A 20,553-nucleotide genomic window follows, 5' to 3' on the forward strand; every position below is an offset into this window, starting at 1 on the left:
GGCTGCCCGTCACCCGTCCGGCCGCCCGGGCCGCGGCCGCGCCCCCGGCCGGCGGGCCGGGACGCGGTCACTCGCCCCTGGACGCCGAGAACTCCTCGGCGCCCGGGGGCGTTCGCGCGTCCTCCACGCCGGTGGTGCCGCCCACGGCGTCCCGGTCGGGGCGGATGAGGTAGGACGCGGTGCTGGAGGGCTGGGCGGCGTCGGAGAAGTCCTGCGGGGAGCCGAGGCCGACGTCCACCTGGTCGCGGGAGCGGTGCGCGGTGACCAGGCCCTCGCGGGTGAGGTCGCCGGCGTCGCAGGCGGCCTTGAGGCTCTCGCCCATCAGCACGGCGGCGTTGTAGCCGGACAGGACGCCGGAGTCCACCAGGGCGTCCGGGTAGGTCCGCGTGTAGTCGGCCACCAGCTTCCGCACCGCCGGCAGGTCGGAGCTGACCGAGGGGATCGCGGTGACGATGTGGAGCTGCGCCGTGAGCGCCGGGGCCGCCGGGGTCTTGAGGAGCTGCGGCGCGAAGCCGGGCGCGCTGGTGACCACCGGCACCTCGAACCCGGCGGCGGCGGCCACCCCGACCAGGGACGCGGTCTGGGCCGGCCCCGCGCTGATCAGCACGGCCCGGACGTCCTCGCCGCGCAACGCGGTGACCTGGGCCGTCAGGTCGGTGTCGGTGGCCTTGATCTTCTGCTCGACCACGGTCAGCCCCGCCGCCCGGGCGGCGTGCGTGGAGCCCTCCAGCGCGTTGGCGCCGTACTCGCCCTCGAAGTAGACGTGGCCGATCCGGTCGCCCTCGGCCAGCCCCTGTTCGCGGACGAGGAAGTCCACGGCGCGCATCATGTCCAGGTCGTAGGTGGTGCCCAGGACCTGCACGGCGTCGTGGCCGAGCAGCGAGGCGGACCAGGCCTGCGGGAAGGTGAGGACGCCGTCCGCCTCGATGCTGTCCACCAGGGCGTCCACCACGGGCGAGCCGATGACCTGCGGCATGGCCAGCACGTCCGGGGAGAGCTGGGCGTAGGCGGCCACGGCCTTCTGCACGTCGTAGCCGTGGTCCTCGACCTCGATGCGGATGTCCCGGCCGCAGATGCCGCCGTCGGCGTTGATCTGGTCCGCCCAGAGCTGCTGCGCGTTGACGATGGACTCGCCCAGCGTGGCGTAGGGGCCGGTGAGGTCGGTGAGCGCGCCGAGGGTGATGGTGTCGTCGGTGACGCCGGGGCCGGTGGCGACGCCGTCGGCGCCCTGCCCGCCGCCGTCGTCACCGCCCTTGGTCCCGCACGCGGTGCCGAGCAGGGCGAGGGCGGTCAGGGCGACGGCGGCACAGCGGCTTCCGGTGCGTTTCACGAGGAGGACTCCTTGGGGTGCGAGGGGCGGACGGACGGGGAGGCCGCGTTGGCGGGCGCGCCGTCGTCGGCGGGGGCGGACGCGGCCGGGGCGGCCCGGCGCCCGGGCGCGGGGGTGCGCCGCACCAGGCCGACCAGGCCGCCGGGCGCGTAGCGCAGGACGAGGACGATCGCGGCGCCGTAGAGGTAGCGGGCGGCCTCGGTGGGGCCGACGCCCTGCCCGCCCGCGCCCGGCTCGTCGACGAGCGGCAGCACGTCGGCGTAGCGGGTCAGCACCAGCGGCAGCGCGGTGACGAACGCGGCCCCGGCGACCGCGCCGGCCACCGAGCCGAGGCCGCCGAGGACGATCATGGCGAGGTAGTCGATGGACAGCGTCAGCCCGAAGTAGTCGGGGACGATGCGCCGGAAGGCGAGCGCGATGAGCGCGCCGGACAGCCCGGCGTACATGGAGGAGACGACGAAGGCCGCCGACCGGTAGCGGGCCACCGGCACGCCCAGCACGGCGGCCGCCACCTCGCTGTCGCGCACCGCGGCCAGCGCCCGGCCCGGGCGGCCGCGCAGGATGTTGCGCGCGGTGAACCAGGCCAGGCCCAGCAGCGCCAGGCCGAGGTACCACAGCCGCTCCTCGGCGCCGAAGGGCACACCCAGCACGCTCAGTTCGGGGTCGGCGGAGGTGAAGGAGAACCCCAGGAGGGTGAACGGCGCCACCGCGCGGCCGTTGTACCCGCCGGTGACGGCCTCGGCGTTGAGCATCACGTGGTGCCCGAGGAACACCAGCGCCAGGGTGGCCACGCCGAGGTAGACGCCGCGCACCCGCCCCGAGACGGGGCTGAACAGCCCGCCGGCCACCCCGGCCAGGCAGACGGCGAGGACGAGGGCGAGCGGGGCGGGCAGGCCCGGGCCCGGCTCCCCGGCCAGCCAGGCGTAGCCGTAGGCGCCCACGGCCAGGAAGAAGGCGTGCCCGAGTGAGAGCTGCCCCGTGCCGCCGCTGAGCAGGTTGAGCCCGATGGCGCCGATGGCGGCGGCCATGGCGAACAGACCGATGCGCAGCCAGTACGCCTCCAGGTACAGCGGCAGCGCGCACAGCAGCACGACGGCGGCGGCGTACGGCAGCACGGCTCTCGGGCCGGTGCGGGGGACGCGCTCAGACACGGACGGCCTCCTTCGTGCCCAGCAGTCCGTGCGGGCGGACCAGCAGGACGACGATCATCACCAGGTAGGGCGCCACGTCCCCGAGCCCGCGGCCCAGCGCCGACAGCTCGCTCTGGTACCCGGCGGCCAGGGCCTCGGTGACGCCGATGAGCAGGCTGCCCAGCAGCGCGCCCGGCGGTGAGGCCATGCCGCCCAGGATCGCGGCGGGGAACGCCTTCAGCGCGATCTGCCCGGTGGTGCGCTCCAGCCCCGGGGCGGGGAACGCGGTCAGGAAGAGCGCGGCGAGCGCGGCCAGCGCCCCGGCCAGCGCCCAGGCGAGGGTGCGCACGCGGCCGAGCCGCACGCCCATGAGCGCGGCGGCCTCCTGGTCCTCGGAGGCGGCGCGCAGCGACAGGCCCCAGTCGGTGTGCCGGAACGCGGCGAAGACGGTCCCGATGACCAGGACGGAGACGGTGATGGAGGCGACCCGGCTGGTGGGCACGGTGACCCCGGCCAGGGTGAGGACGTCGTTGCCCCACGGGTCGCCCAGCGTCAGCAGGTCGCCGCCGATGCGCCGGGCCAGCTCGGTGAGCAGGAGGATGTCGACGCCGATCGTCATGATCGTCAGGATGTGGTGGTGCCGGGGGTCCATGCCGCGCAGCAGCACCCGGTCCACCAGCCCGGCGACCAGCGCGGTGGCGGCGACGGCGAGGAGCAGCGCGGGCAGGAAGCCCAGCTCCTCGTGGAGCACGGCGGTGAGGTAGCCGCCGAGCAGCAGCAGCGAGCCCTGCGCGAAGTTCATCACCCCGGACGCCTTGAAGATGATGACGAAGCCGAGGGCGACGAGCGCGTACACCGAGCCGAGCGCCAGCCCGTTGAGCAGGATGTCGAGTGCCGTGGTCATGCGGAGTCCCCCCGCTCGGTCCCAGGGGCGGGCGCGGCGGCCCCGCGGGCGCGCGCGGAAGCGTCACCGGGACGCTCGACCGCACCGGCCCCGGACGGGGCGGACACGGCGGGCGCGGCGGGTGCGGCGGGTGCGGCGGGTGAGCCCAGGTAGACGCGCACGACCTCGGGGTCGGTGCGCACGTCGGCGGGCGCGCCGCCCGCGATGCGGCGGCCGAAGTCGAGCACGGTCACCTCGTCCGCGAGCCGCATCACCAGCCCCATGTCGTGCTCCACCAGCAGCACGGACAGGCCCAGTTCCGCGCGCACGGTGCGCACGACGCCGGCCATGCGCTCGCGCTCGGCCCCGTTCATCCCGGCCACCGGCTCGTCCAGCAGCAGCAGCCGGGGCTCCAGGCACAGCGCGCGGGCCAGCTCGACGCGCTTGCGGTCGCCGTAGGAGAGCAGCCCCACGGGGGTGTCGAACAGCGCGCCGAGCCCGGTGAGTCCGGCGAACGCGCGGGCCCGTTCGCGGTGGGCGCGCTGCTCGCGCACGGCGTGCGGCAGCCGCAGCGCGGTGGCGGCGAACCCCGCCCGGCTCAGCCCGTGCCGCCCCAGCATGAGGTTGTCGGCGACGGTGCCCTCGGTGGTGACGATGTTCTGGAAGGTGCGGGCGACCCCCAGCGCGGCGATGCGGTGCGGGGCGAGCCGGGTCAGCTCCCGCTCGCCCAGGCGGACGCTGCCGGAGGCCGGGCGGCACACGCCGGAGAGCACGTTGAAGCAGGTCGACTTGCCCGCCCCGTTCGGCCCGATGAGCGCGTGGATGCTGCCCGGCTCGACGGTGAGGGAGACGGCGTCGAGGGCGACCAGACCGGCGAAGCGGACGGTGAGGTCGGTGACGCGCAGGGGCGGCGGTGGTCCCTGGCTCATCCGGCCCACCGCCCCTCACCGGCGCGGGGGGCGGCCGGGGCGCCGTCGGCACCGGCACCGCCGGCGGCGGGGGCGGCGGGGGCGCCGTCCACCGACTCGCCGAGGTACAGGCGGGCGACCCGGTCGGTGCGGGCCAGCTCGGCGGCGGGCCCGGCCAGACCCACCCGGCCGACCTCCAGCACGTAGGCGTGGTCGGCCAGGGCGAGCGCCATCGCGGCGTTCTGCTCGACCAGCAGCACCGAGGTGCCCTGGGCGTGGATCTCCCGGACGACGTCGGTGATGCGCTCGACCATGAGCGGCGCGAGGCCGAGCGAGGGCTCGTCCAGCAGCAGCAGCCGGGGCCAGGCCATCAGCGCCCGGCCGATGGCGAGCATCTGCTGTTCGCCGCCGGAGAGCAGCCCGGCGCGCTGCCCGGCACGCTCGGCCAGTCGGGGGAAGAGGCCGTAGACCCGGTCCCGGGCCGCCGCGCGGTGCCCGGCCGGGCCGCGCCGCACCCGGCCCAGGCCGCCGGCCCGCAGGTTCTCCTCGACGGTCATGCCGCCGAAGACGCGGCGCCCCTCCGGCACCTGCACCACCCCGGCGTGCACGGCCGCCACCGGGTCGGTGCCCGCCAGCGGGCGCCCGGCGTAGCTGACGGTGCCCGCGGTGACGGCGCCCCGGTACAGGCGCAGGGTGCCGGAGACGGCGCGCAGCAGCGTCGTCTTCCCGGCCCCGTTGGCGCCGAGCAGGGCGACGACCCCGCCGTCGGGGACGGTGAGGCTGACGTCGTGCAGGGCGGTCACGGCGCGGCCGTAGCGGACGGCGAGGTGGTCGACGCGCAGGTCTCCCGACCCGCGGTCGGGCGGTGAGCCGAACATCACTCCTCCTGGGGGACGGCGCCCGCCGCGGGGCGGGCGGACGTCGCGGGAACGGGAGTGTCACGACACCACCGGGGCGGACGGGCGTACAGGTCCGCATCCGATGTCGGGCACGCCTCCCAGAAAGCCGTGCCGGTGCCTGTGCCGGCGCACAAGGCGGGCGCGACGGCGCAGCGCGAGCCCCGCCGGGCCGGGGTTGTGCGGCGGCACAACGGCGCGCGGAGCCGGGGGCGTTGACGGCGGCGGAGGGGGCGTCGCGCCCCCGGCACTGGCGGACGCGGACCGGGAGCGGACGCGGACCGGGAGCGGACGCGGGCTCAGCCGGGCAGCAGGCGGTGGGCGGTGAGGGCGAGCGAGAGCTGCACCAGGTCGGCGGGGCGCGAGAGGGAGTGCCCGGTGAGCTGCTCGCAGCGGCGCAGCCGGTTCAGCACGGTGTTGCGGTGGCAGTACAGCCGGGCGCCCGCCTTGGGCGCGGAGCCGTCGCACTCCAGCCACACGGTGAGCGTCTGGAGCAGCACGTCCCGGTCGCCGGGGTCCAGGGCGAGCAGCGGACCGAGGACGCTGTCGGTGAGCGCGGCGCCCAGCGCGGGCGAGGAGACGGTCAGCGCGGCGGGCAGGTGGTCGCCCAGCACGACGACCGGGGTGGTGTCGGTGGCGCAGCGCAGCGCGGTCTCGGCCAGCTTGCGAGCGTCCCCGAGCGCGGCGAGCCCCCGCACGACGGTGCTGACGCCCAGCCGGGCGCCCGGCGGCACGGGCAGGGCGCGGGCCAGGTCGCCGGGGGCGGCGTCCCCGAGCGCGGCGATGGCGCGGTCGGCGTCGGCGTCGGCGTGCCACAGCGCGCGCAGGCCCGCCGGACGCTCCGGCAGCCGCACGCCGGGGCCCGGGGCGTGCCCGGGGTCGCCCGCGGGTCCCGCTCCGCGACCGGTGAGGACGGCGACGGCGTAGCGGCCGTCCTCGGGCAGCTCCAGCGCGCGGGCCACGTCGGGCAGGTCGGCGACGCGGGTGGCGCCGGCCAGCAGCGCCTCGGTCATCAGCCGCCGCGCGTTGTCGCGCCGCCAGGCGAGTTGGCGTTCGGTCTCCCGGTAGGCGTCGGCGACCAGGGCGCAGTGCTCGTCGACGAAGTTCCACACGTCCGCGGCGCAGTGCACCAGCAGCCGGACATCGTCGAAGGCGCGGCGCTCGGTCTCCTCGATGAGCCCCTGCCACACCAGCGCGCCGCCGCGCCGGAACGCGTGCTGCACCGCGTCCAGCGGGACGCCCTGCTGGGCGCGGTGGACGCCGATGTCCCAGGTGCAGCGGCGGGCCGTCTCGCGGAACTGGCGCGGCCGCATCAGCGAGCCGACGTTGTAGCGCAGCGCGCGGTGCGCCTCCTGCCAGACGTCGTCGGCGTCCGCGTCGAGCGCGGCCCGGTAGGCCGGTTCGCGCTCGCGCAGGTAGTTCACCAGCCGGTCGGTGAGCCCAGGCAGGTCCTCGATGAGAACGCGTGCGGCGCGGTGGAGCACCGCGAGGGCCGCGGAGTCCGCGCGCGACCTGACGGGCCGCCCCTGGGCCGCCGGTCCGTCGAGCGTGCGGACGCGGGACAGTACCTCTGGCTGCATCAGAGTCCTCCACCTGGGTGGGTCCCTGCGGACGGGCGGCGAACACCTGGCCGCCGGAGGACTCAGCATGACATACCAACCGGTCGGTGACCACGGGCCCGACGGCTCCCGTCCAGCCCCCGCCCGGCCCCCGTCCGCCCGCCGCGCACCGGGTTCCGGCCGGGCCCGGTCGGGCCGCGCCGCCCGGTTCAGGCCGACCCCGCGCGCAGCTCCGAGCGGCCCACCAGCCTGGTCAGCTCCACCCGGGAGCGCACCCCGAGCGCGGCGAAGACGTTGCGCAGGTGGTAGTCGACGGTGCGCGGGCTGACCGAGAGCCGCTCGGCGACCTCCCGGTTGGTGGCGCCCTCGGCGACGTACCGGGCGATGCGCAGTTGCTGCGGGGTGAGCCCGGCCAGCGGGCGGGACGCCTCCGGGCCGCGCCCGGCGGACACGCACGCCGCCGGGCCGTCCGCCGGGGCCCCCACCGACTCCCCCGTCGCACGCAGTTCGGCCCGCGCCTGCTCCCGCCAGGCCGCCGCGCCGCAGCCCTCGAAGCCCACCAGCGCGTCCCGCAGGTGCTCCCGGGCCCGCAGCGGGCGGCGGCGCCGGCGCAGCGCCTTGCCGGACAGCAGCAGCGTGCGGGCGCGTTCGAACGCGCCGCTGGCGCGCTCGTGGCAGGCCAGCGCCCGCGCGTACAGGGCCTCGGCCTCCTCGGGCGGGGCGAGCAGCGCGCGGCAGCGGGCGAGCCGCGCCCCGGCCAGCGGGTCCACCGTCCACCCGGCCCACTCGGTGAACTCCGCCAGCGCCGTCGCCGCCTCCTGCCGGGCGCCGGTGAGGGCCGCGGCCTCGATGAACACCGGCGCGGCCTGCACCCGCACCGCCGGGTGCCCCCGGTGCGGTCCGGGCAGCACCAGCGGGCGCAGCCGGTCCGCCGCGGCCCGCGCCCGGCCGTGGCCCAGGTCCGCGTGGGCCAGCGCCGTCGCGGCGAGCCCGGCGGGGACGCCCAGGCCGTGCCGGGTCGCCGTCGCGGTGGCCGCCTCGGCGTGCGCCCGGCACTCCTCGGCGGAGCCGACCACGGCGGCGGCCAGCGCCAGCGCCGCGTGGTGCTGGGCGGCCGGGTTGCGCTGCCCGGCGGCCCGCGCGGCGGCCAGGCCGTCGTGGGCGTGCGCCGTGGCGCGCGCGTACTCGCCCGAGCGCAGTTCGGCGTAGGCGAGGTACTCCAGCGCCTGCGGCACCAGCAGCCCCAGGCCCCGGGCGCGGGCGGCGGCCAGCGTGCGGGCGCCCACCGCGCGGGCGGCCGGTACGTCGCCCAGGACCAGCGCCGCGCCGCCCGCGTGCACCAGCCGCACCGGGTCGTCCTCGCCGGCGGCCCGCTCCAGCGTGCGGCGCAGCAGGCGGCGCCCCCGGGCCTCCTCGCCGCCCAGCAGGGCCGCCATGCCGCCGCGGTAGTCGGCCAGCAGCGGCGGGAGCGGGCCCACCTCCCCGGCCCGGGTCAGCGCGGCGACGTAGCCGGGCAGGTCGCCGGCCGCCCAGGCGGCCTCGGCCGCGCCGAGCATGGCCTCGGCCGCACGCGCGGGATCGGCGGGGGCGAGCAGCTCGGCCGCCAGGTGCAGCACGGCGTGGGCGTCCCCGACGTGGCCGTCGCGCAGCTCCAGCGTGCCGCGCACCAGCTCCGCCCGGCCGCGCACGGCGGCACCGGCCGGCCCGACCACCGGGCGCTCCCGGGGGCGGTCCCCGGCCGGCGGCGGGGGCAGCGCGGCCCCGCGGCACGCGCGGACCTGGTCCAGCAGGGCGCGGGCCTGCCCCGGGCGGCCGGCGGCCCGGGCGTGGTCCGCGGCGGCGGCCAGGTGGCCGACGCGGGCCTCGTCGTCCTCGCTGAGCCGGGCCGCCTGGGTGATGACGGCGGCGGCCTCCACGTGGTCCCGGGCGTACGCGGCGGCCTCGGCGAGCGCGGCGGCCAGCCCCGCGTCGGGCCCGGTGCTGGTGTACGCCTGGTGGTGCAGGCGCAGCAGCGGCCGGGGTTCGGCGTCCGGGGAGGCGGCGAACACCGCGTGCGCGGCGCGGCGGGCGGCCAGCGGCGCCGCCCCGTACACGAGGCGGCCGAGCACCGGCGGGGCGAACCGCACCCGGCCGCCGGTGGTGCGCAGCAGGCCGGCCGCCTCGGCGGGTTCCAGGCACGCCGGGTCCAGCTCCGCCGCCGCCAGCGCGCGCAGCAGGCGGCCGGCCTCGTCGCCCAGCGCGCCACCGCGACCGCGCTCGTCCACCACCCGGGCGGCGGCGGCCAGCAGCAGGCAGCGCCGGGTCGCGTCGGGCAGCGCGGCCAGCCGGGCGGCGTAGCGGGCGAGCAGCGAGCCGGGCGGGTGCGGGCCCTGCGGTGCGGGGCCGGTGCCGGGGCAGGTGGCACCCGGCGCCGCCTGCCCCGGCACCGGCCCCGCCCGGCTCGCGGACCGCAGCCGGCGCGCGCTCGCGGCCAGCTCGGTGAGCAGGCCCGGGTTGCCGTCGGCGTCGTCGAGCAGCCCGTTCGGGACGGCGTACTCCGCCGACGCGCCCAGCAGCTCGCGCAGGAGCGCCGTGGCGGCGGGGGCGGCCAGCGGGCGCAGCTCCGCCGTCGGGAGCCCGGCGAACTCCGGGGCCTCGCCCGGGGGCGCGCTGAGCAGCACGCCGACGGGGCGGCCCGGCCCCAGCCGCCGGGCGGCGTAGCCCAGCGCCGCGCGGGAGTCGGCGTCGAGCAGGTGTGCGTCGTCGACGCTGACCAGCAGCGGGCGGCCGGGCGCCGCGAGCCGGGCCAGCAGGTCGAGCAGGCCGCCCGGACCGGACGGGGTGGGCGGGGTGGGCGGCGGCTCCGGAGTGCCCAGCTTCTGGGCGGCCCGGCACCGCAGGGCGTGCAGGCCGCTGCCGGGCAGCTCCCGCTCGGCGGCGACGCCGCGCACGTCCAGCACCACCCCGGGCGGCGGGAGGGCGCGGGCCGCCTCCCGCGTCAGCGCGGTGCGGCCGAGCCCCGGCGCGCCCGTCAGCAGCAGGGCGCCGCCCCGGCCCGCGCTCGTCCGGCGCAGCAGCGCGTGGACGGCCGCCAGTTCCGCGCGGCGGCCGTACAGCCGCCGCGCGCCGGTGTCGGACGTGGCCGCCGTCGTCATCCCGCCATCATCGGAAGCGCTCCCGGGGGGCTTGCAAGGGGCCGCGGCTCAACGTCGCCGCCCCAAGACTGTGCCGGCGCACAGCGGCACGGTCCCGGGGCGGCGGCCCGGCGCGGGTCAGCCGAGCGGGCAGGTGCCCCGGTACTCCTCGATCTCCAGGCTCGGCCGCGGCAGCGGACACAGGAACCGCTCGTAGCGGGTGTCGTCGTCGATGAACCGCTTCAGCCAGGACACGGTGTACTTGCCGATCGTCCTGTCGGCCCGGTTGGGGGCGAAGTGGCTCGCCGAGTTCAGCTCCAGGTACGCCCGGTCCAACGAGCGCGGCAGGTTCTCGTAGAAAGGCTCGGCGTGCGAGGCGACGGGGGCGACCGAGTCGTTCTCGGCGCCGATGACCATCGTCGGCGTGCGGACCTCCGGCCAGGTCTTGTCGAGGTTCCACGGGGTGAGCGGGACGGCCGCCTTGAGCGAGGGCCGGTCCTTGGCCGCCTCCAGCGAGCCGCCGCCGCCCATGGAGTGACCGGCCACGCCGAGGCGCTCCGGGTCGATGCGGTCCCGCACGGGGCTGCGCCCGGTGAGGTAGTCCAGCGCGGCCAGGAGCTGGTCACCGCGGCTGGCGGGCTGGTCGTAGACGGAGTTGGTGTCGATGACGATGACGACGAAGCCGCGCGAGGCGATCCACGGGCCGAGCCACTCCACCGTCTCCTTGGAGGCGGTGAAGCCCGGGGAGATCGCCACGGCGCCGAACGTGCCGTCGCGGGTCTCGGTGGGGTGGAAGACCGTGCCGCCGCCGAAACCGCTGACGAGCCACCGGGAGACGTCGAACTCGTCGACGGCGTAGGAGCCGCGCGGTGCCTCGACGCCGGCCTCGGTGGGGTCGGGGCCGCGCTCGTAGGGGTTGTCGTCCGCCAGGGCCTGCGACGGCGTCAGGGCGAGCGCTCCGGCGAGGAGTGCGGCGGCCAGGCCGAGTCTGTTGTTCCGCATCACGGGTGAGCCCTCTCGGTGGGGGTTGGGGGGGGAGAGCCCTGTCACGATGACGCCTGCCACCGCGCCGTCACATCGGGTGTTTCACCGGTGTTACGCCCCGCTTCACGGTGGCGCGGCCCTGTGCCCGTGCACCACCCCCGCCCACCCCGGCGTGGCACGCGCACGGTGGGCCCCGCGCCTCACCCCGGGCGCGCCCCCGGCCCCGGCGTCCGCCGCGGACCGGCGGCCACGTGGGCGCGGACGGGCGGCGCCGGAGCCGCCGGGGTTCAGCCGCGACGGCGTGGGGTGAGATCCGCCACCGGCGTCGCGGCTGCCCGGAACTGCGACGCGGCAGGCGATCCGGGCGCCCCCGGGGTGTTGCGCCGCTGGCCGGGGAGCGGCACCTCGGGGCGGGGCGCGGGCGGCGGGGCGGCGGGGACCGCTCCGGCGACGGCGATCTGCACGCCCTGGTCGGCCAGCGCCTGGAGTTCGGCGTTCGCCCGGTCGTCGTCGGCCGGGGGCTCGTCGGTGACCAGGTGGGTGATCAGGTCCGTCGGCACCGTCTGGAACATCGTGTCCGCGCCGAGCTTGCCGTGGTCGGCCAGGACGACGACCTCGGAGGCCGCCTGCACCAGCGCCCGGTCCACGCTCGCGGACAGCATGTTGGAGGTGGACAGCCCGCGCTCGGCCGTGAGGCCGCTGCCGGAGAGGAAGGCGCGCGAGACCCGCAGCCCCTGGAGCGACTGCTCCGCGCCGCTGCCGACGAGGGCGTAGTTGGAGCCGCGCAGGGTGCCGCCGGTCATCACCACCTCGACCCGGTTGGCGTGCGCCAGCGCCTGCGCGACGAGCAGGGAGTTGGTCACGACGGTCAGCCCGGGCACGCGGGCGAGGCGACGGGCCAGCTCCTGGGTCGTCGTGCCCGCACCCACCACGATGGCCTCGCCCTCGTGGACCAGGCCGGCGGCGAGGTCGGCGATGGCCGTCTTCTCCGCGGTGGCCAGGTGGGCCTTGTGCGGGAACCCGGACTCCCGGGTGTACCCGCCGGGCAGGACCGCACCGCCGTGGCGGCGGTCGAGGAGCCCCTCGGCCTCCAGCGCGCGGACGTCCCGGCGCACGGTGACTTCGGAGGTCTGGACGACGCGGGCCAGCTCCCGGAGCGAGACCGCCCCGTTGGCCCGCACCATCTCTAGGATCAGTTGTCGACGTTCTGCAGCGAACACGGAACTGACAGTAACGCGACCGACCGGTGACTTTCAGCTATGTGCCGCAATTAACCGGAATTGGTCATGCCGGAAGGCCGGTTGTGGTAGAAGCGCCGCCCGCTCAGTCCTGCGCGGCCTTGCGGGTGTGCAGTTGGCGCGCGACCTCCGCGATCGAACCCGACAGCGACGGGTACACCGTGAAGGCGTTCGCGATCTGCTCCACCGTCAGGTTGTTGTCGACCGCGATCGAGATCGGGTGGATCAGCTCGCTCGCGCGCGGCGAGACGACGACGCCGCCGACCACGATGCCGGTGCCGGGGCGGCAGAACAGCTTCACGAAACCGTCCCGGACGCCCTGCATCTTCGCCCGCGGGTTGCGCAGGAGTGGCAGCTTGACCGTCCAGGCGTCGATCCTGCCCTCGTCGACCTCGGCCTGCGAGTAGCCGACGGTGGCGATCTCGGGGTCGGTGAAGATGTTCGCCGAGACCGTCTTCAGGGACAGCGGGGCCACCGTCTCGCCGAGGAAGTGGTACATCGCGATCCGGCCCTGCATCGCGGCGACCGAGGCCAGCGCGAAGACGCCGGTGCAGTCCCCCGCCGCGTACACGCCCGGCGCGGTGGTGCGCGAGACCTTGTCCGTCCACACGTGCCCGGAGTCCTTCAGCCGCACCCCGGCTTCCGCCAGGCCGATGCCCTCGGTGTTGGGCACCGCGCCCACGGCCATCAGGCAGTGCGAGCCGGTGATGACGCGCCCGTCGGAGAGCGTCACCTCCACCCGGTCGCCCACGCGCTCGGCCGAGGCGGCGCGGGAGCGGGACATGACGTTCATGCCGCGCCGCCGGAAGACGTCCTCCAGCACGGCCGCCGCGTCCGGGTCCTCGCCCGGCAGCACGCGCTCGCGCGAGGAGACGAGGGTGACGCGGGAGCCGAGCGCCTGGTAGGCCCCGGCGAACTCGGCGCCGGTGACGCCGGAGCCGACGACGATGAGCTCCTCGGGCAGCTCGTCGAGGTCGTAGACCTGCGTCCAGTTCAGGATGCGCTCCCCGTCCGGCTTGGCGTCCGGGATCTCGCGCGGGTGGCCGCCGGTGGCCAGGAGCACGGCGTCGGCCGTCAGCCGCTCCTCGCTGCCGTCCGCCGCGCGCACCACGACCTCGCGCGAGCCGTCCGCCGCCCGCTGCGGCTGGAGCAGGCCCTTGCCGCGCAGCACCCGCGCCCCGGCCCGGGTGACGGAGGCGGTGATGTCGTGCGACTGGGCCAGCGCCAGGCGCTTGACGCGGCGGTTGACCTTGCCCAGATCCACCCCGATGCCGTTCTCGGCGTCGGGCCCGCCCAGCGTGATGCCCAGCTCCTGGTAGGAGGAGTCGAAGGTGGTCTTCACCTCGGCCGTGGCGATCAGCGTCTTGGACGGGACGCAGTCGGTGAGCACCGACGCCCCGCCCAGCCCGTCGCAGTCGACGACGGTCACAGCCGCCCCGAGCTGCGCGGCCACCAGTGCCGCCTCGTAGCCGCCAGGTCCACCACCGATAATCACGATCCGCGTCACGTACGCCAGTGTCCCTCACGCCTCCCGCCGCCACCCGTCCACCCCCTCGCCGCGCGCGTCGCGCGGCGCGGGTGGCCGCCCGGGGCGTCCCGTTACCCTTCTTCCCATGTCGCTCTACGCCGCATACGCCGGAAACCTCGACGCCCGGCTGATGGCACGCCGCGCCCCGCACTCCCCCCTGCGCGGCACCGGCTGGATCACCGGCTGGCGGCTCACCTTCGGCGGCGAGCACCTGGGCTGGGAAGGCGCCCTGGCCACCGTGGTGGAGGCCCCCCGCGCGCAGGTCTTCGTGGCGCTGTACGACATCGCCCCCATGGACGAGGAGGCCATGGACCGGTGGGAGGGCGTGGGCCTGGACATCTACCGGCGCATGCGGGTCAAGGTGCACACACTGGACGGCGACGAGGCCGCGTGGATGTACGTGCTCAACGGCTTCGAGGGCGGCCTGCCCGCACCGCGCTACCTCGGGGAGATCGCCGACGCCGCCGAGTCCGCGGGCGCCCCGCACGACTACGTCATGTCCCTGCGCAAACACCCCTGCTGACCGAGGACCGCTGCTGCCCGGAGTCCGTCCTCGGTCAAGGTGAGCACCGCCCACGGTACGAAGGTCCGCCGGATCCGCCGCCAGGTCAGGTGAGGCGCGCGGACAGCGGCGAACGGCGCGCCTGCCACACACCGGACAAGGGCCAGGACGACGAGCGGCGCCGTACGAACGACCGCCCGTGCACCGTGGCTGCGTTCACAGGGAGTGTGCAACGGAACACAGTTGGGCTAGCCTCACCGCATGACCGAATGGCAGCTCGACGTTCGAGCGGACCTTGAGTGGCAGAAAACGGACATCTACCAGTTGGGGGACTCCGAAACTGGTCTTAGTGTCCGTGCTGCGGGTACGTGGATCCACAGCAGTGACTGGGAGGCCGTGGGGCCGGACGGGAGAATCCCGGGCAAGGAGGGGCTCTACCACCGCCATCTGGAAACCGAGGGCAAGACCGAGTTCCTGCACTCGGGCCCCAGGGGCTACATGGGCTCTCTGATCGGCAAGTGGGGTCCGGACGGCACGCCGTTCAAGGTCGGCGACGCCTACCTGTACATCAGCGACTCACCGGACCCCGACAAGAAGCTGTACCTCGCCATGAACGACAAGTCCGGCGCGGGCTTCGAGGACAACTCCGGTGTCATGCACATCTTGGCCCGTACGTACGACCGACGTGCCGTCGCAGCACACTGGTCTTACAACCGCTTCAGTCAGACGTGGTCCACTTCCACCTACTGAAGCGTGTCTCACGTGGCGGCAGGTGGACCCGGCATGGCGCCAGTGCCGCGTCTTCGGCCGGGGCTCACCCGATGAGCCGGGGTTTCGCCCGTTGAGGAGCGGCGTCCGGTGCGGTGCGTCACAAGGCGCCGGATCGGCGGCGTAGCGGGTGTGGTGGCCCGCTCGGCCGATTCGGTAACGCCACGAGGCGCCGTGCCGGGGCACCGCGGCGGGGCGGACCTCTGCCGATGCCGCCCTATCCGTCGCGCTTGGGGCGGGCACGCAGGTGGGCGCGCTCCCCCTGCTTACCGAAGAGGCTGAGAAACTCCACCGGCTCGGGCCCGGCGGCGCCGAACCAGTGCGGCACGCGGGTGTCGAACTCGGCCGCCTCCCCGGGGGCGAGCACCACGTCGTGCTCGCCCAGCACGAGCCGGAGCCGCCCGTTGAGCACGTAGAGCCACTCGTAGCCCTCGTGGGTCTGCGGATCGGGTTCCCTGGGCGGGTTGCCGGGCGGCAGCACCAGCTTGTACGCCTGGATGCCGCCGGGCCGCCGGGTCAGCGGCAGCATGGTCATGCCGTGCGCGGTGACGGGGCGCAGGTGGATGCGCGGATCGCCGGTGGGAGGGGCGTCGACCAGTTCGTCCAGGGTGACGCCGTGGGCCTTGGCCAGCGGGAGCAGCAGTTCGAGGGTGGGGCGCCGGGTGCCGGACTCCAGCCGGGACAGGGTGCTCACCGAGACGCCGGTCGCCGCCGAGAGCTCGGCGAGCGTGGTCTCGCGCCGGCGCCGCAGCGCGCGCAGCCGGGAGCCGACCGCGGTGAGGGTGGTTTCGAGGTCGCCGTCCATGCTCCCCACTTTGCCAGAGCGGCAAGGGTGCTTGCCGGACGGCGCACCGCCTCGCAGGCTGGGGCGCGGAGGTGGTCGTGATGACCGAGGAACTGCGCACCGGCCAGGACCGGTACGACGTGGTGGTCGTCGGCGGCGGCGCCGCCGGACTGAACGGGGCCCTGCTGCTCGCCCGGGCCCGTCGCTCCGTGGTGGTGATCGACGCCGGCGCCCCGCGCAACGCCCCCGCCGAGGGCGTGCACGGGCTGCTGGGCCGCGAGGGCGTGCCCCCGGCGGAGCTGCTGGAGCGCGGCCGGGCGGAGGTGCGCGGCTACGGCGGGCACCTGGCGACCGGCGAGGTCGTGGGGGCGTCGCGCGACGCGGGCGGGTTCGAGGTGGCGCTCGCCGACGGGCGCGCGGTGCGCGCGCGGCGGCTGCTGGTGACCACCGGGCTCGTGGACGTCCTGCCGGACGTGCCCGGGCTGCGCGAGCGGTGGGGCCGGGACGTCCTCCACTGCCCGTACTGCCACGGCTGGGAGGTGCGCGACCAGGCGATCGGCGTGCTGGCCGCCGGCCCCATGGCGGTGCACCAGGCGCTGCTCCTGCGCCAGTGGAGCGCGGACGTGGTGTTCTTCTCCCACACCGGCCCGGCCCCCTCGGGGCCGGAGGCCGAACAGCTCGCGGCGCGCGGCGTGCGGACCGTGGCGGGGGAGGTGACGGGCCTGGAGCTCACCGGGGACCGCCTGAGCGGGGTGCGGCTGGCCGACGGCACGGTGGTGGCCCGCCAGGCGGTGGCGGTCGCGCCGCGCATGGTGGCCCGCGCCGGGTTCCTGCGCGCGCTCGGTCTGCGCACGGCGGAGCACCCGATGGGCGAGTACGTGCCGTCCGACGCGGGCGGACACACCGACGTGCCCGGGATCTGGGTGGCGGGCAACGTCACCGACCTGGCCGCGCAGGTCGGGGCGGCCGCCGCGGCGGGCGCGGCCGCGGCGGCCCAGCTCAACGCCGACCTCGTCGCCGAGGACACCCGGCGGGCCGTCGCCGCGCACCGCAGCCCCTTCTCGGCCGCGTCCGAGGCCCGCGTGAGCCGACTCGTGACGACCCACCGCCGCCACGGCCTGTGACCTCTGGTGCCGCATCAGGGGCGGGTCCGCCCCGTCGCAACGCCCGCCACGGCGCCTCGCGGGGTCCTCGGAGCGGCCGGGCAGGCCCACCACGCCTGGCGACCCGCCGCGCCGGCCGAGCGGCTGGTCCGGCGCCTTGTGCCGCACCGCGCCGGACGCCGCACCCCGGCGGGCGGGCCCTGATGGCCGCGGCAGGAGGGGCGGGGCGTCCCCCACCGCACGGCGCCCCCACCGCGCGGCACGCGGAGCCGCGTCCCCCGGGGGCCGCCGCCCGCCCGCCCACCGAGACGTCCGCACCCGCGCCGCCGCCCGGGGACGCGTGGCCGCCCCGGCCGCCATCGGAGGGAGGCGGAAGGCACAAGGCCGGGGGCGGTTCCTCGTCGGATCTCACGGAGTCGCCGGACGCGTCTACGCGCGTAGGCGGAAAACCGCTACCCTCGTCGGGTGAACGCTTCAGACATGTCCACCGATCCCCATCGCGCCGCCGCCGCGGCGGCCGACCGGCTGCGCGAGCTGACCGGCGCGGAGAGCCACGACGTCGCCCTGGTGATGGGCTCGGGATGGGTGCCCGCCGCCGAGGCCCTGGGAACGCCCGAGGCGGAGTTCCCCGTCACCGAGCTGCCCGGGTTCCCCCCGCCGGCCGTCGCCGGACACGCGGGCCGGGTCCGCTCCTACCAGCTCGGCGGCAAGCGCGCGCTGGTCTTCCTCGGCCGCACCCACTACTACGAGGGCCGGGGCGTCGGCGCCGTGGCGCACGGCGTGCGGACGGCCGTCGCCGCGGGGTGCGCGACGGTCGTGCTGACCAACGGCTGCGGCGGCCTGCGCCCGGGGATGCGTCCCGGGCAGCCCGTCCTGATCAGCGACCACATCAACCTGACGGCCGCCTCGCCGATCGCCGGCGCCCACTTCGTCGACCTCACCGACCTGTACTCGGCGCGCCTGCGCGCTATGTGCAAGGAGATCGACTCCTCCCTCGAAGAGGGCGTGTACGTCCAGCTCCCCGGGCCGCACTACGAGACGCCGGCCGAGATCGGCATGATCCGGGCGATCGGCGGGGAGCTGGTGGGTATGTCCACCGTGCTGGAGGCCATCGCCGCACGCGAGGCGGGCGCCGAGGTGCTCGGCATCTCCCTCGTCACCAACCTCGCCGCGGGCATGACCGGCGAGCCGCTGAACCACGAGGAGGTCCTGCAGGCCGGCCGGGACTCCGCCGCCCGCATGGGCACCCTGCTGGCCCAGGTGCTCGGCCGCATCTGAGCCCCGCCGCACGCCCCCGGTACCGACAGAAAGCCAGAGGAACCGTGACCGCACCCGCCCCGGACGCACTCGTCGCCCAGGCCCGCGCCTGGCTGGCCGAGGACCCCGACCCCGACACCCGCGCCGAACTGGCCGCCCTGCTCGACGCGGGCGACGCGGCGGAGCTGGCCGACCGGTTCTCCGGCACCCTCCAGTTCGGCACCGCGGGGCTGCGCGGCGAGCTGGGCGCGGGGCCGATGCGGATGAACCGCGCGGTGGTGATCCGCGCGGCGGCCGGACTCGCCGCGTACCTGCGCGAGCGGGGCGGCCCGTCCGGGGACGCCGGGCTGGTCGTCGTCGGGTACGACGCCCGGCACAAGAGCGAGGCGTTCGCGCGGGACACCGCCGCGGTGCTGGTCGGCGCCGGGCTGCGCGCGGCGCTGCTGCCGCGTCCGCTGCCCACGCCGGTGCTCGCCTTCGCCATCCGGCACCTGGGCGCGGCCGCCGGGGTCATGGTGACCGCGAGCCACAACCCGCCCCGGGACAACGGCTACAAGGTCTACCTCGGTGACGGCTCGCAGATCGTGCCGCCCGCCGACACCGGCATCGCCGCCGCGATCGCCGCCGTCGGCGCGCTGGCCGACGTGCCGCGCGCCGACGGCGGCTGGCAGGTGCTGGGCGAGGACGTCGTCGAGGCGTACCTCGCCCGCTCCGGGGCCGTGCTGGACGCCGACGGGCCGCGCGGCGTGCGCGTCGTCCACACCGCGCTGCACGGCGTCGGCGGGGAGACGGTGCGCGCGGCGTTCGTCCGCGCCGGGTTCCCCGAGCCGGTGCCCGTGCCCGAGCAGGCCGAGCCGGACGCCGACTTCCCCACCGTCGCGTTCCCCAACCCCGAGGAGCCCGGCGCGATGGACCTGGCGTTCGCCACCGGGCGCGCCCAGTCCCCGGCGCCGGACCTGGTGATCGCCAACGACCCGGACGCGGACCGGTGCGCGGTGGCGGTCCCCGCGCCGGATTCCGACTCCGGCTGGCGCATGCTGCACGGCGACGAGGTGGGCGCGCTGCTCGCCGTCCACCTGGTGCGCAAGGGCGTGCGGGGCACGTTCGCCGAGTCGATCGTCTCCTCGACGCTGCTCGCCCGCATCGCCGACGCCGCCGGGGTGCCGCACGCCGAGACGCTCACCGGGTTCAAGTGGATCGCCCGCGTGCCGGACCTGGCGTACGGGTACGAGGAGGCACTCGGCTACTGCGTCGACCCCGACGGCGTGCGCGACAAGGACGGCGTCACGGCCGCCCTGGCGGTGGCGGAGCTGGCGGCGGGCCTGAAGGAGTCCGGCCGCACGCCCGCCGACCTGCTGGACGAGCTGGCGCTCGCCCACGGGCTGCACGCCACCGGCCAGCTCTCCGTACGGGTGACGGAGCTGTCGACGATCGCGGACGCGATGGCCCGGCTGCGCGCGCGGCCGCCGGCGACGCTGGCCGGGCTGACCGTCACCGCGGCGGACGACCTCGCCGACGGCTCCGCGGACCTGCCCGCGACCGACGGCCTGCGCTACCGCCTCACCGGCGCCTGCGACGCCCGCGTCATCGTCCGCCCGAGCGGCACGGAGCCGAAGCTCAAGTGCTACCTGGAGGCCGTCGTCCCCGTCGCCTCCGCGGCCGGTCTCCCCGCCGCGCGCGCCCGGGCGGCCGAGGTGCTCGACGCCCTGCGCGCCGACGTCGCCGCCGCCGCGGGCATCTGAGCACGCGGTCGGTGCGGCGGATGTTGTCGGACCGAGACGTCCGGGATGCGGACGGTCGGGCAGAATCGGGCGCATGACGAGCGAGCCGAACCCCCAGTACGCCGACCGCAGCTTCCGGTCGACCGGCGCGGTGGTCAGCGGGGTGCTGATGCTGGCCGCCACGGCCTGGATCGGCGGGAGCGCGCTGCTGCAAGGGGCCGGGCGGGCGCCGCTCACGGCGGGCGCCGTCCTGCTGTGCGCCGTGCCGCTGATCGTCGCCTTCACGCTGCGTCCGGTGGTGCACGCCGGTGCCGAGCGGCTGCGCGTGCGCAACCCGTTCCGGACGATCAGCGTGCCGTGGGGCGCCGTCGAGACGGTCCGGGCCGGGTACTCCACCGAACTGGTCGCCGACGGGCGCACCTACCAGCTCTGGGCGATCCCGGTGTCCCTGCGGGCCCGGCGCGGCGCCCAGCGGCACAACGCCCGACTGGCCGCCGGGCAGACGCTGGAGCCGCTCCGCCGCCGCGCGCTGTTCGGCGGCGGCCAGGCACCGCAGGCGGGCGTGCGCCGCTCGCCCGACGACGAGGCGGTGACCATCCTGCGCGAGCTGGCCGAGGAGCACGCCGACCAGGAGGGCGCGCCGACGGTCCGCTGGGCCTACGAGATTCTCGCCCCGACCGTCGTCGGCGCCGCCACGGCCCTGACACTGCTCGTCACCGGCTGACGGGCGCCCGGCTGACGGGCGCCCGGCTGAGCCGCCGTGCCCCGCCGGACGACGCCCGCCACTCCCTGCGCGGGCACCGCGCCCCGCGCCGGGTGAGCCGGCGTTCCCCCCGGGGGGCTGGCGTA

The 20,553-nt window shown here is 76.7% G+C and carries 17 protein-coding genes; 6 read left to right on the top strand and 11 right to left on the bottom strand.

Translation table 11 applies throughout. From position 1 onward, the window contains the following. Nucleotides 1-67: 67 nt before the first annotated feature. From OSB71_RS10055 to OSB71_RS10100, 10 genes are all read right to left on the bottom strand, one after another. Complete coding sequence (locus OSB71_RS10055) at nt 68-1,330, bottom strand: ABC transporter substrate-binding protein (protein WP_265946621.1); 1,263 nt, start codon at nt 1,328-1,330, stop codon at nt 68-70. After that, a complete protein-coding gene (locus OSB71_RS10060; protein WP_265946623.1) occupies nt 1,327-2,481 on the bottom strand; it encodes a branched-chain amino acid ABC transporter permease in 1,155 nt (384 codons plus the stop codon). Before OSB71_RS10060 ends, OSB71_RS10055 begins: the two co-directional genes overlap by 4 nt. After that, nucleotides 2,474-3,364 (bottom strand): branched-chain amino acid ABC transporter permease, encoded by an 891-nt coding sequence (locus tag OSB71_RS10065; protein ID WP_265946625.1) that lies wholly within the window; start codon nt 3,362-3,364, stop codon nt 2,474-2,476. The genes OSB71_RS10060 and OSB71_RS10065 overlap by 8 nt, the downstream gene beginning before the upstream one ends. Next, a complete protein-coding gene (locus OSB71_RS10070; protein WP_265946627.1) occupies nt 3,361-4,272 on the bottom strand; it encodes an ABC transporter ATP-binding protein in 912 nt (303 codons plus the stop codon). Before OSB71_RS10070 ends, OSB71_RS10065 begins: the two co-directional genes overlap by 4 nt. Further along, a complete protein-coding gene (locus OSB71_RS10075) occupies nt 4,269-5,129 on the bottom strand; it encodes an ABC transporter ATP-binding protein (RefSeq protein ID WP_265946629.1) in 861 nt (286 codons plus the stop codon). The genes OSB71_RS10070 and OSB71_RS10075 overlap by 4 nt, the downstream gene beginning before the upstream one ends. Nucleotides 5,130-5,446: 317 nt before the next feature. Further along, nucleotides 5,447-6,727 (bottom strand): PucR family transcriptional regulator, encoded by a 1,281-nt coding sequence (locus OSB71_RS10080; protein ID WP_265946631.1) that lies wholly within the window; start codon nt 6,725-6,727, stop codon nt 5,447-5,449. A 188-nt stretch (nt 6,728-6,915) separates the two neighbouring features. Then, nucleotides 6,916-9,840: a helix-turn-helix transcriptional regulator gene (locus tag OSB71_RS10085; RefSeq protein WP_265946633.1), complete on the bottom strand. Its 2,925-nt coding sequence runs from the start codon at nt 9,838-9,840 to the stop codon at nt 6,916-6,918. A 117-nt stretch (nt 9,841-9,957) separates the two neighbouring features. Continuing rightward, nucleotides 9,958-10,821 carry an alpha/beta hydrolase family protein gene (locus tag OSB71_RS10090; protein WP_265946635.1) on the bottom strand — a complete coding sequence of 288 codons (864 nt, stop codon included), beginning with the start codon at nt 10,819-10,821 and terminating at the stop codon, nt 9,958-9,960. Between the two features lie 269 nt (nt 10,822-11,090). Continuing rightward, nucleotides 11,091-11,987 carry a DeoR/GlpR family DNA-binding transcription regulator gene (locus OSB71_RS10095; RefSeq protein ID WP_416237238.1) on the bottom strand — a complete coding sequence of 299 codons (897 nt, stop codon included), beginning with the start codon at nt 11,985-11,987 and terminating at the stop codon, nt 11,091-11,093. A gap of 139 nt (nt 11,988-12,126) precedes the next feature. Beyond that, nucleotides 12,127-13,557: an NAD(P)H-quinone dehydrogenase gene (locus tag OSB71_RS10100; RefSeq protein ID WP_265946746.1), complete on the bottom strand. Its 1,431-nt coding sequence runs from the start codon at nt 13,555-13,557 to the stop codon at nt 12,127-12,129. Between the two features lie 97 nt (nt 13,558-13,654). Here OSB71_RS10100 and OSB71_RS10105 point away from each other — a divergent pair, with 97 nt between their 5' ends. Then, nucleotides 13,655-14,092, top strand: coding sequence for a gamma-glutamylcyclotransferase family protein (locus OSB71_RS10105; RefSeq protein ID WP_265946638.1), 438 nt, complete (start codon nt 13,655-13,657; stop codon nt 14,090-14,092). A 240-nt stretch (nt 14,093-14,332) separates the two neighbouring features. Continuing rightward, entirely contained in the window at nt 14,333-14,821 is a 489-nt protein-coding gene (locus OSB71_RS10110; protein WP_265946640.1) for a hypothetical protein, read from the top strand. A gap of 235 nt (nt 14,822-15,056) precedes the next feature. Here the strand turns inward: OSB71_RS10110 and OSB71_RS10115 are convergent, their stop codons facing one another. Beyond that, nucleotides 15,057-15,644 (bottom strand): helix-turn-helix domain-containing protein, encoded by a 588-nt coding sequence (locus OSB71_RS10115; protein ID WP_265946642.1) that lies wholly within the window; start codon nt 15,642-15,644, stop codon nt 15,057-15,059. A gap of 80 nt (nt 15,645-15,724) precedes the next feature. Here OSB71_RS10115 and OSB71_RS10120 point away from each other — a divergent pair, with 80 nt between their 5' ends. The 4 genes from OSB71_RS10120 (at nt 15,725) to OSB71_RS10135 (ending at nt 20,428) form a co-directional block, all read left to right on the top strand. Continuing rightward, a complete protein-coding gene (locus OSB71_RS10120) occupies nt 15,725-16,747 on the top strand; it encodes an NAD(P)/FAD-dependent oxidoreductase (protein ID WP_265946644.1) in 1,023 nt (340 codons plus the stop codon). A gap of 459 nt (nt 16,748-17,206) precedes the next feature. After that, nucleotides 17,207-18,004, top strand: coding sequence for a purine-nucleoside phosphorylase (locus tag OSB71_RS10125; RefSeq protein ID WP_416237239.1), 798 nt, complete (start codon nt 17,207-17,209; stop codon nt 18,002-18,004). A 44-nt stretch (nt 18,005-18,048) separates the two neighbouring features. Further along, nucleotides 18,049-19,725 carry a phospho-sugar mutase gene (locus tag OSB71_RS10130; protein ID WP_265946648.1) on the top strand — a complete coding sequence of 559 codons (1,677 nt, stop codon included), beginning with the start codon at nt 18,049-18,051 and terminating at the stop codon, nt 19,723-19,725. Nucleotides 19,726-19,798: 73 nt separating this feature from the next. Beyond that, the gene (locus tag OSB71_RS10135) at nt 19,799-20,428 is read left to right on the top strand and encodes a PH domain-containing protein (RefSeq protein WP_265946650.1); all 630 of its coding nucleotides are present in this window, start codon (nt 19,799-19,801) and stop codon (nt 20,426-20,428) included. Nucleotides 20,429-20,553 lie beyond the last annotated feature (125 nt).

The sequence above is a fragment of the Streptomyces marinisediminis genome, from assembly GCF_026262575.1.
Classification (GTDB): Bacteria; Actinomycetota; Actinomycetes; order Streptomycetales; family Streptomycetaceae; genus Streptomyces; species Streptomyces marinisediminis.

Bases quoted from the DNA above. Each gene is read 5' to 3' on its own strand.
- OSB71_RS10065 (WP_265946625.1), bottom strand. From the start codon at position 3,364: ATGACCACGGCACTCGACATCCTGCTCAACGGGCTGGCGCTCGGCTCG.
- OSB71_RS10070 (WP_265946627.1), bottom strand. From the start codon at position 4,272: ATGAGCCAGGGACCACCGCCGCCCCTGCGCGTCACCGACCTCACCGTC.
- OSB71_RS10075 (WP_265946629.1), bottom strand. From the start codon at position 5,129: ATGTTCGGCTCACCGCCCGACCGCGGGTCGGGAGACCTGCGCGTCGAC.
- OSB71_RS10080 (WP_265946631.1), bottom strand. From the start codon at position 6,727: ATGCAGCCAGAGGTACTGTCCCGCGTCCGCACGCTCGACGGACCGGCG.
- OSB71_RS10085 (WP_265946633.1), bottom strand. From the start codon at position 9,840: ATGACGACGGCGGCCACGTCCGACACCGGCGCGCGGCGGCTGTACGGC.
- OSB71_RS10090 (WP_265946635.1), bottom strand. From the start codon at position 10,821: ATGCGGAACAACAGACTCGGCCTGGCCGCCGCACTCCTCGCCGGAGCG.
- OSB71_RS10095 (WP_416237238.1), bottom strand. From the start codon at position 11,987: ATGGTGCGGGCCAACGGGGCGGTCTCGCTCCGGGAGCTGGCCCGCGTC.
- OSB71_RS10105 (WP_265946638.1), top strand. From the start codon at position 13,655: ATGTCGCTCTACGCCGCATACGCCGGAAACCTCGACGCCCGGCTGATG.
- OSB71_RS10110 (WP_265946640.1), top strand. From the start codon at position 14,333: ATGACCGAATGGCAGCTCGACGTTCGAGCGGACCTTGAGTGGCAGAAA.
- OSB71_RS10115 (WP_265946642.1), bottom strand. From the start codon at position 15,644: ATGGACGGCGACCTCGAAACCACCCTCACCGCGGTCGGCTCCCGGCTG.
- OSB71_RS10120 (WP_265946644.1), top strand. From the start codon at position 15,725: ATGACCGAGGAACTGCGCACCGGCCAGGACCGGTACGACGTGGTGGTC.
- OSB71_RS10125 (WP_416237239.1), top strand. From the start codon at position 17,207: ATGTCCACCGATCCCCATCGCGCCGCCGCCGCGGCGGCCGACCGGCTG.
- OSB71_RS10135 (WP_265946650.1), top strand. From the start codon at position 19,799: ATGACGAGCGAGCCGAACCCCCAGTACGCCGACCGCAGCTTCCGGTCG.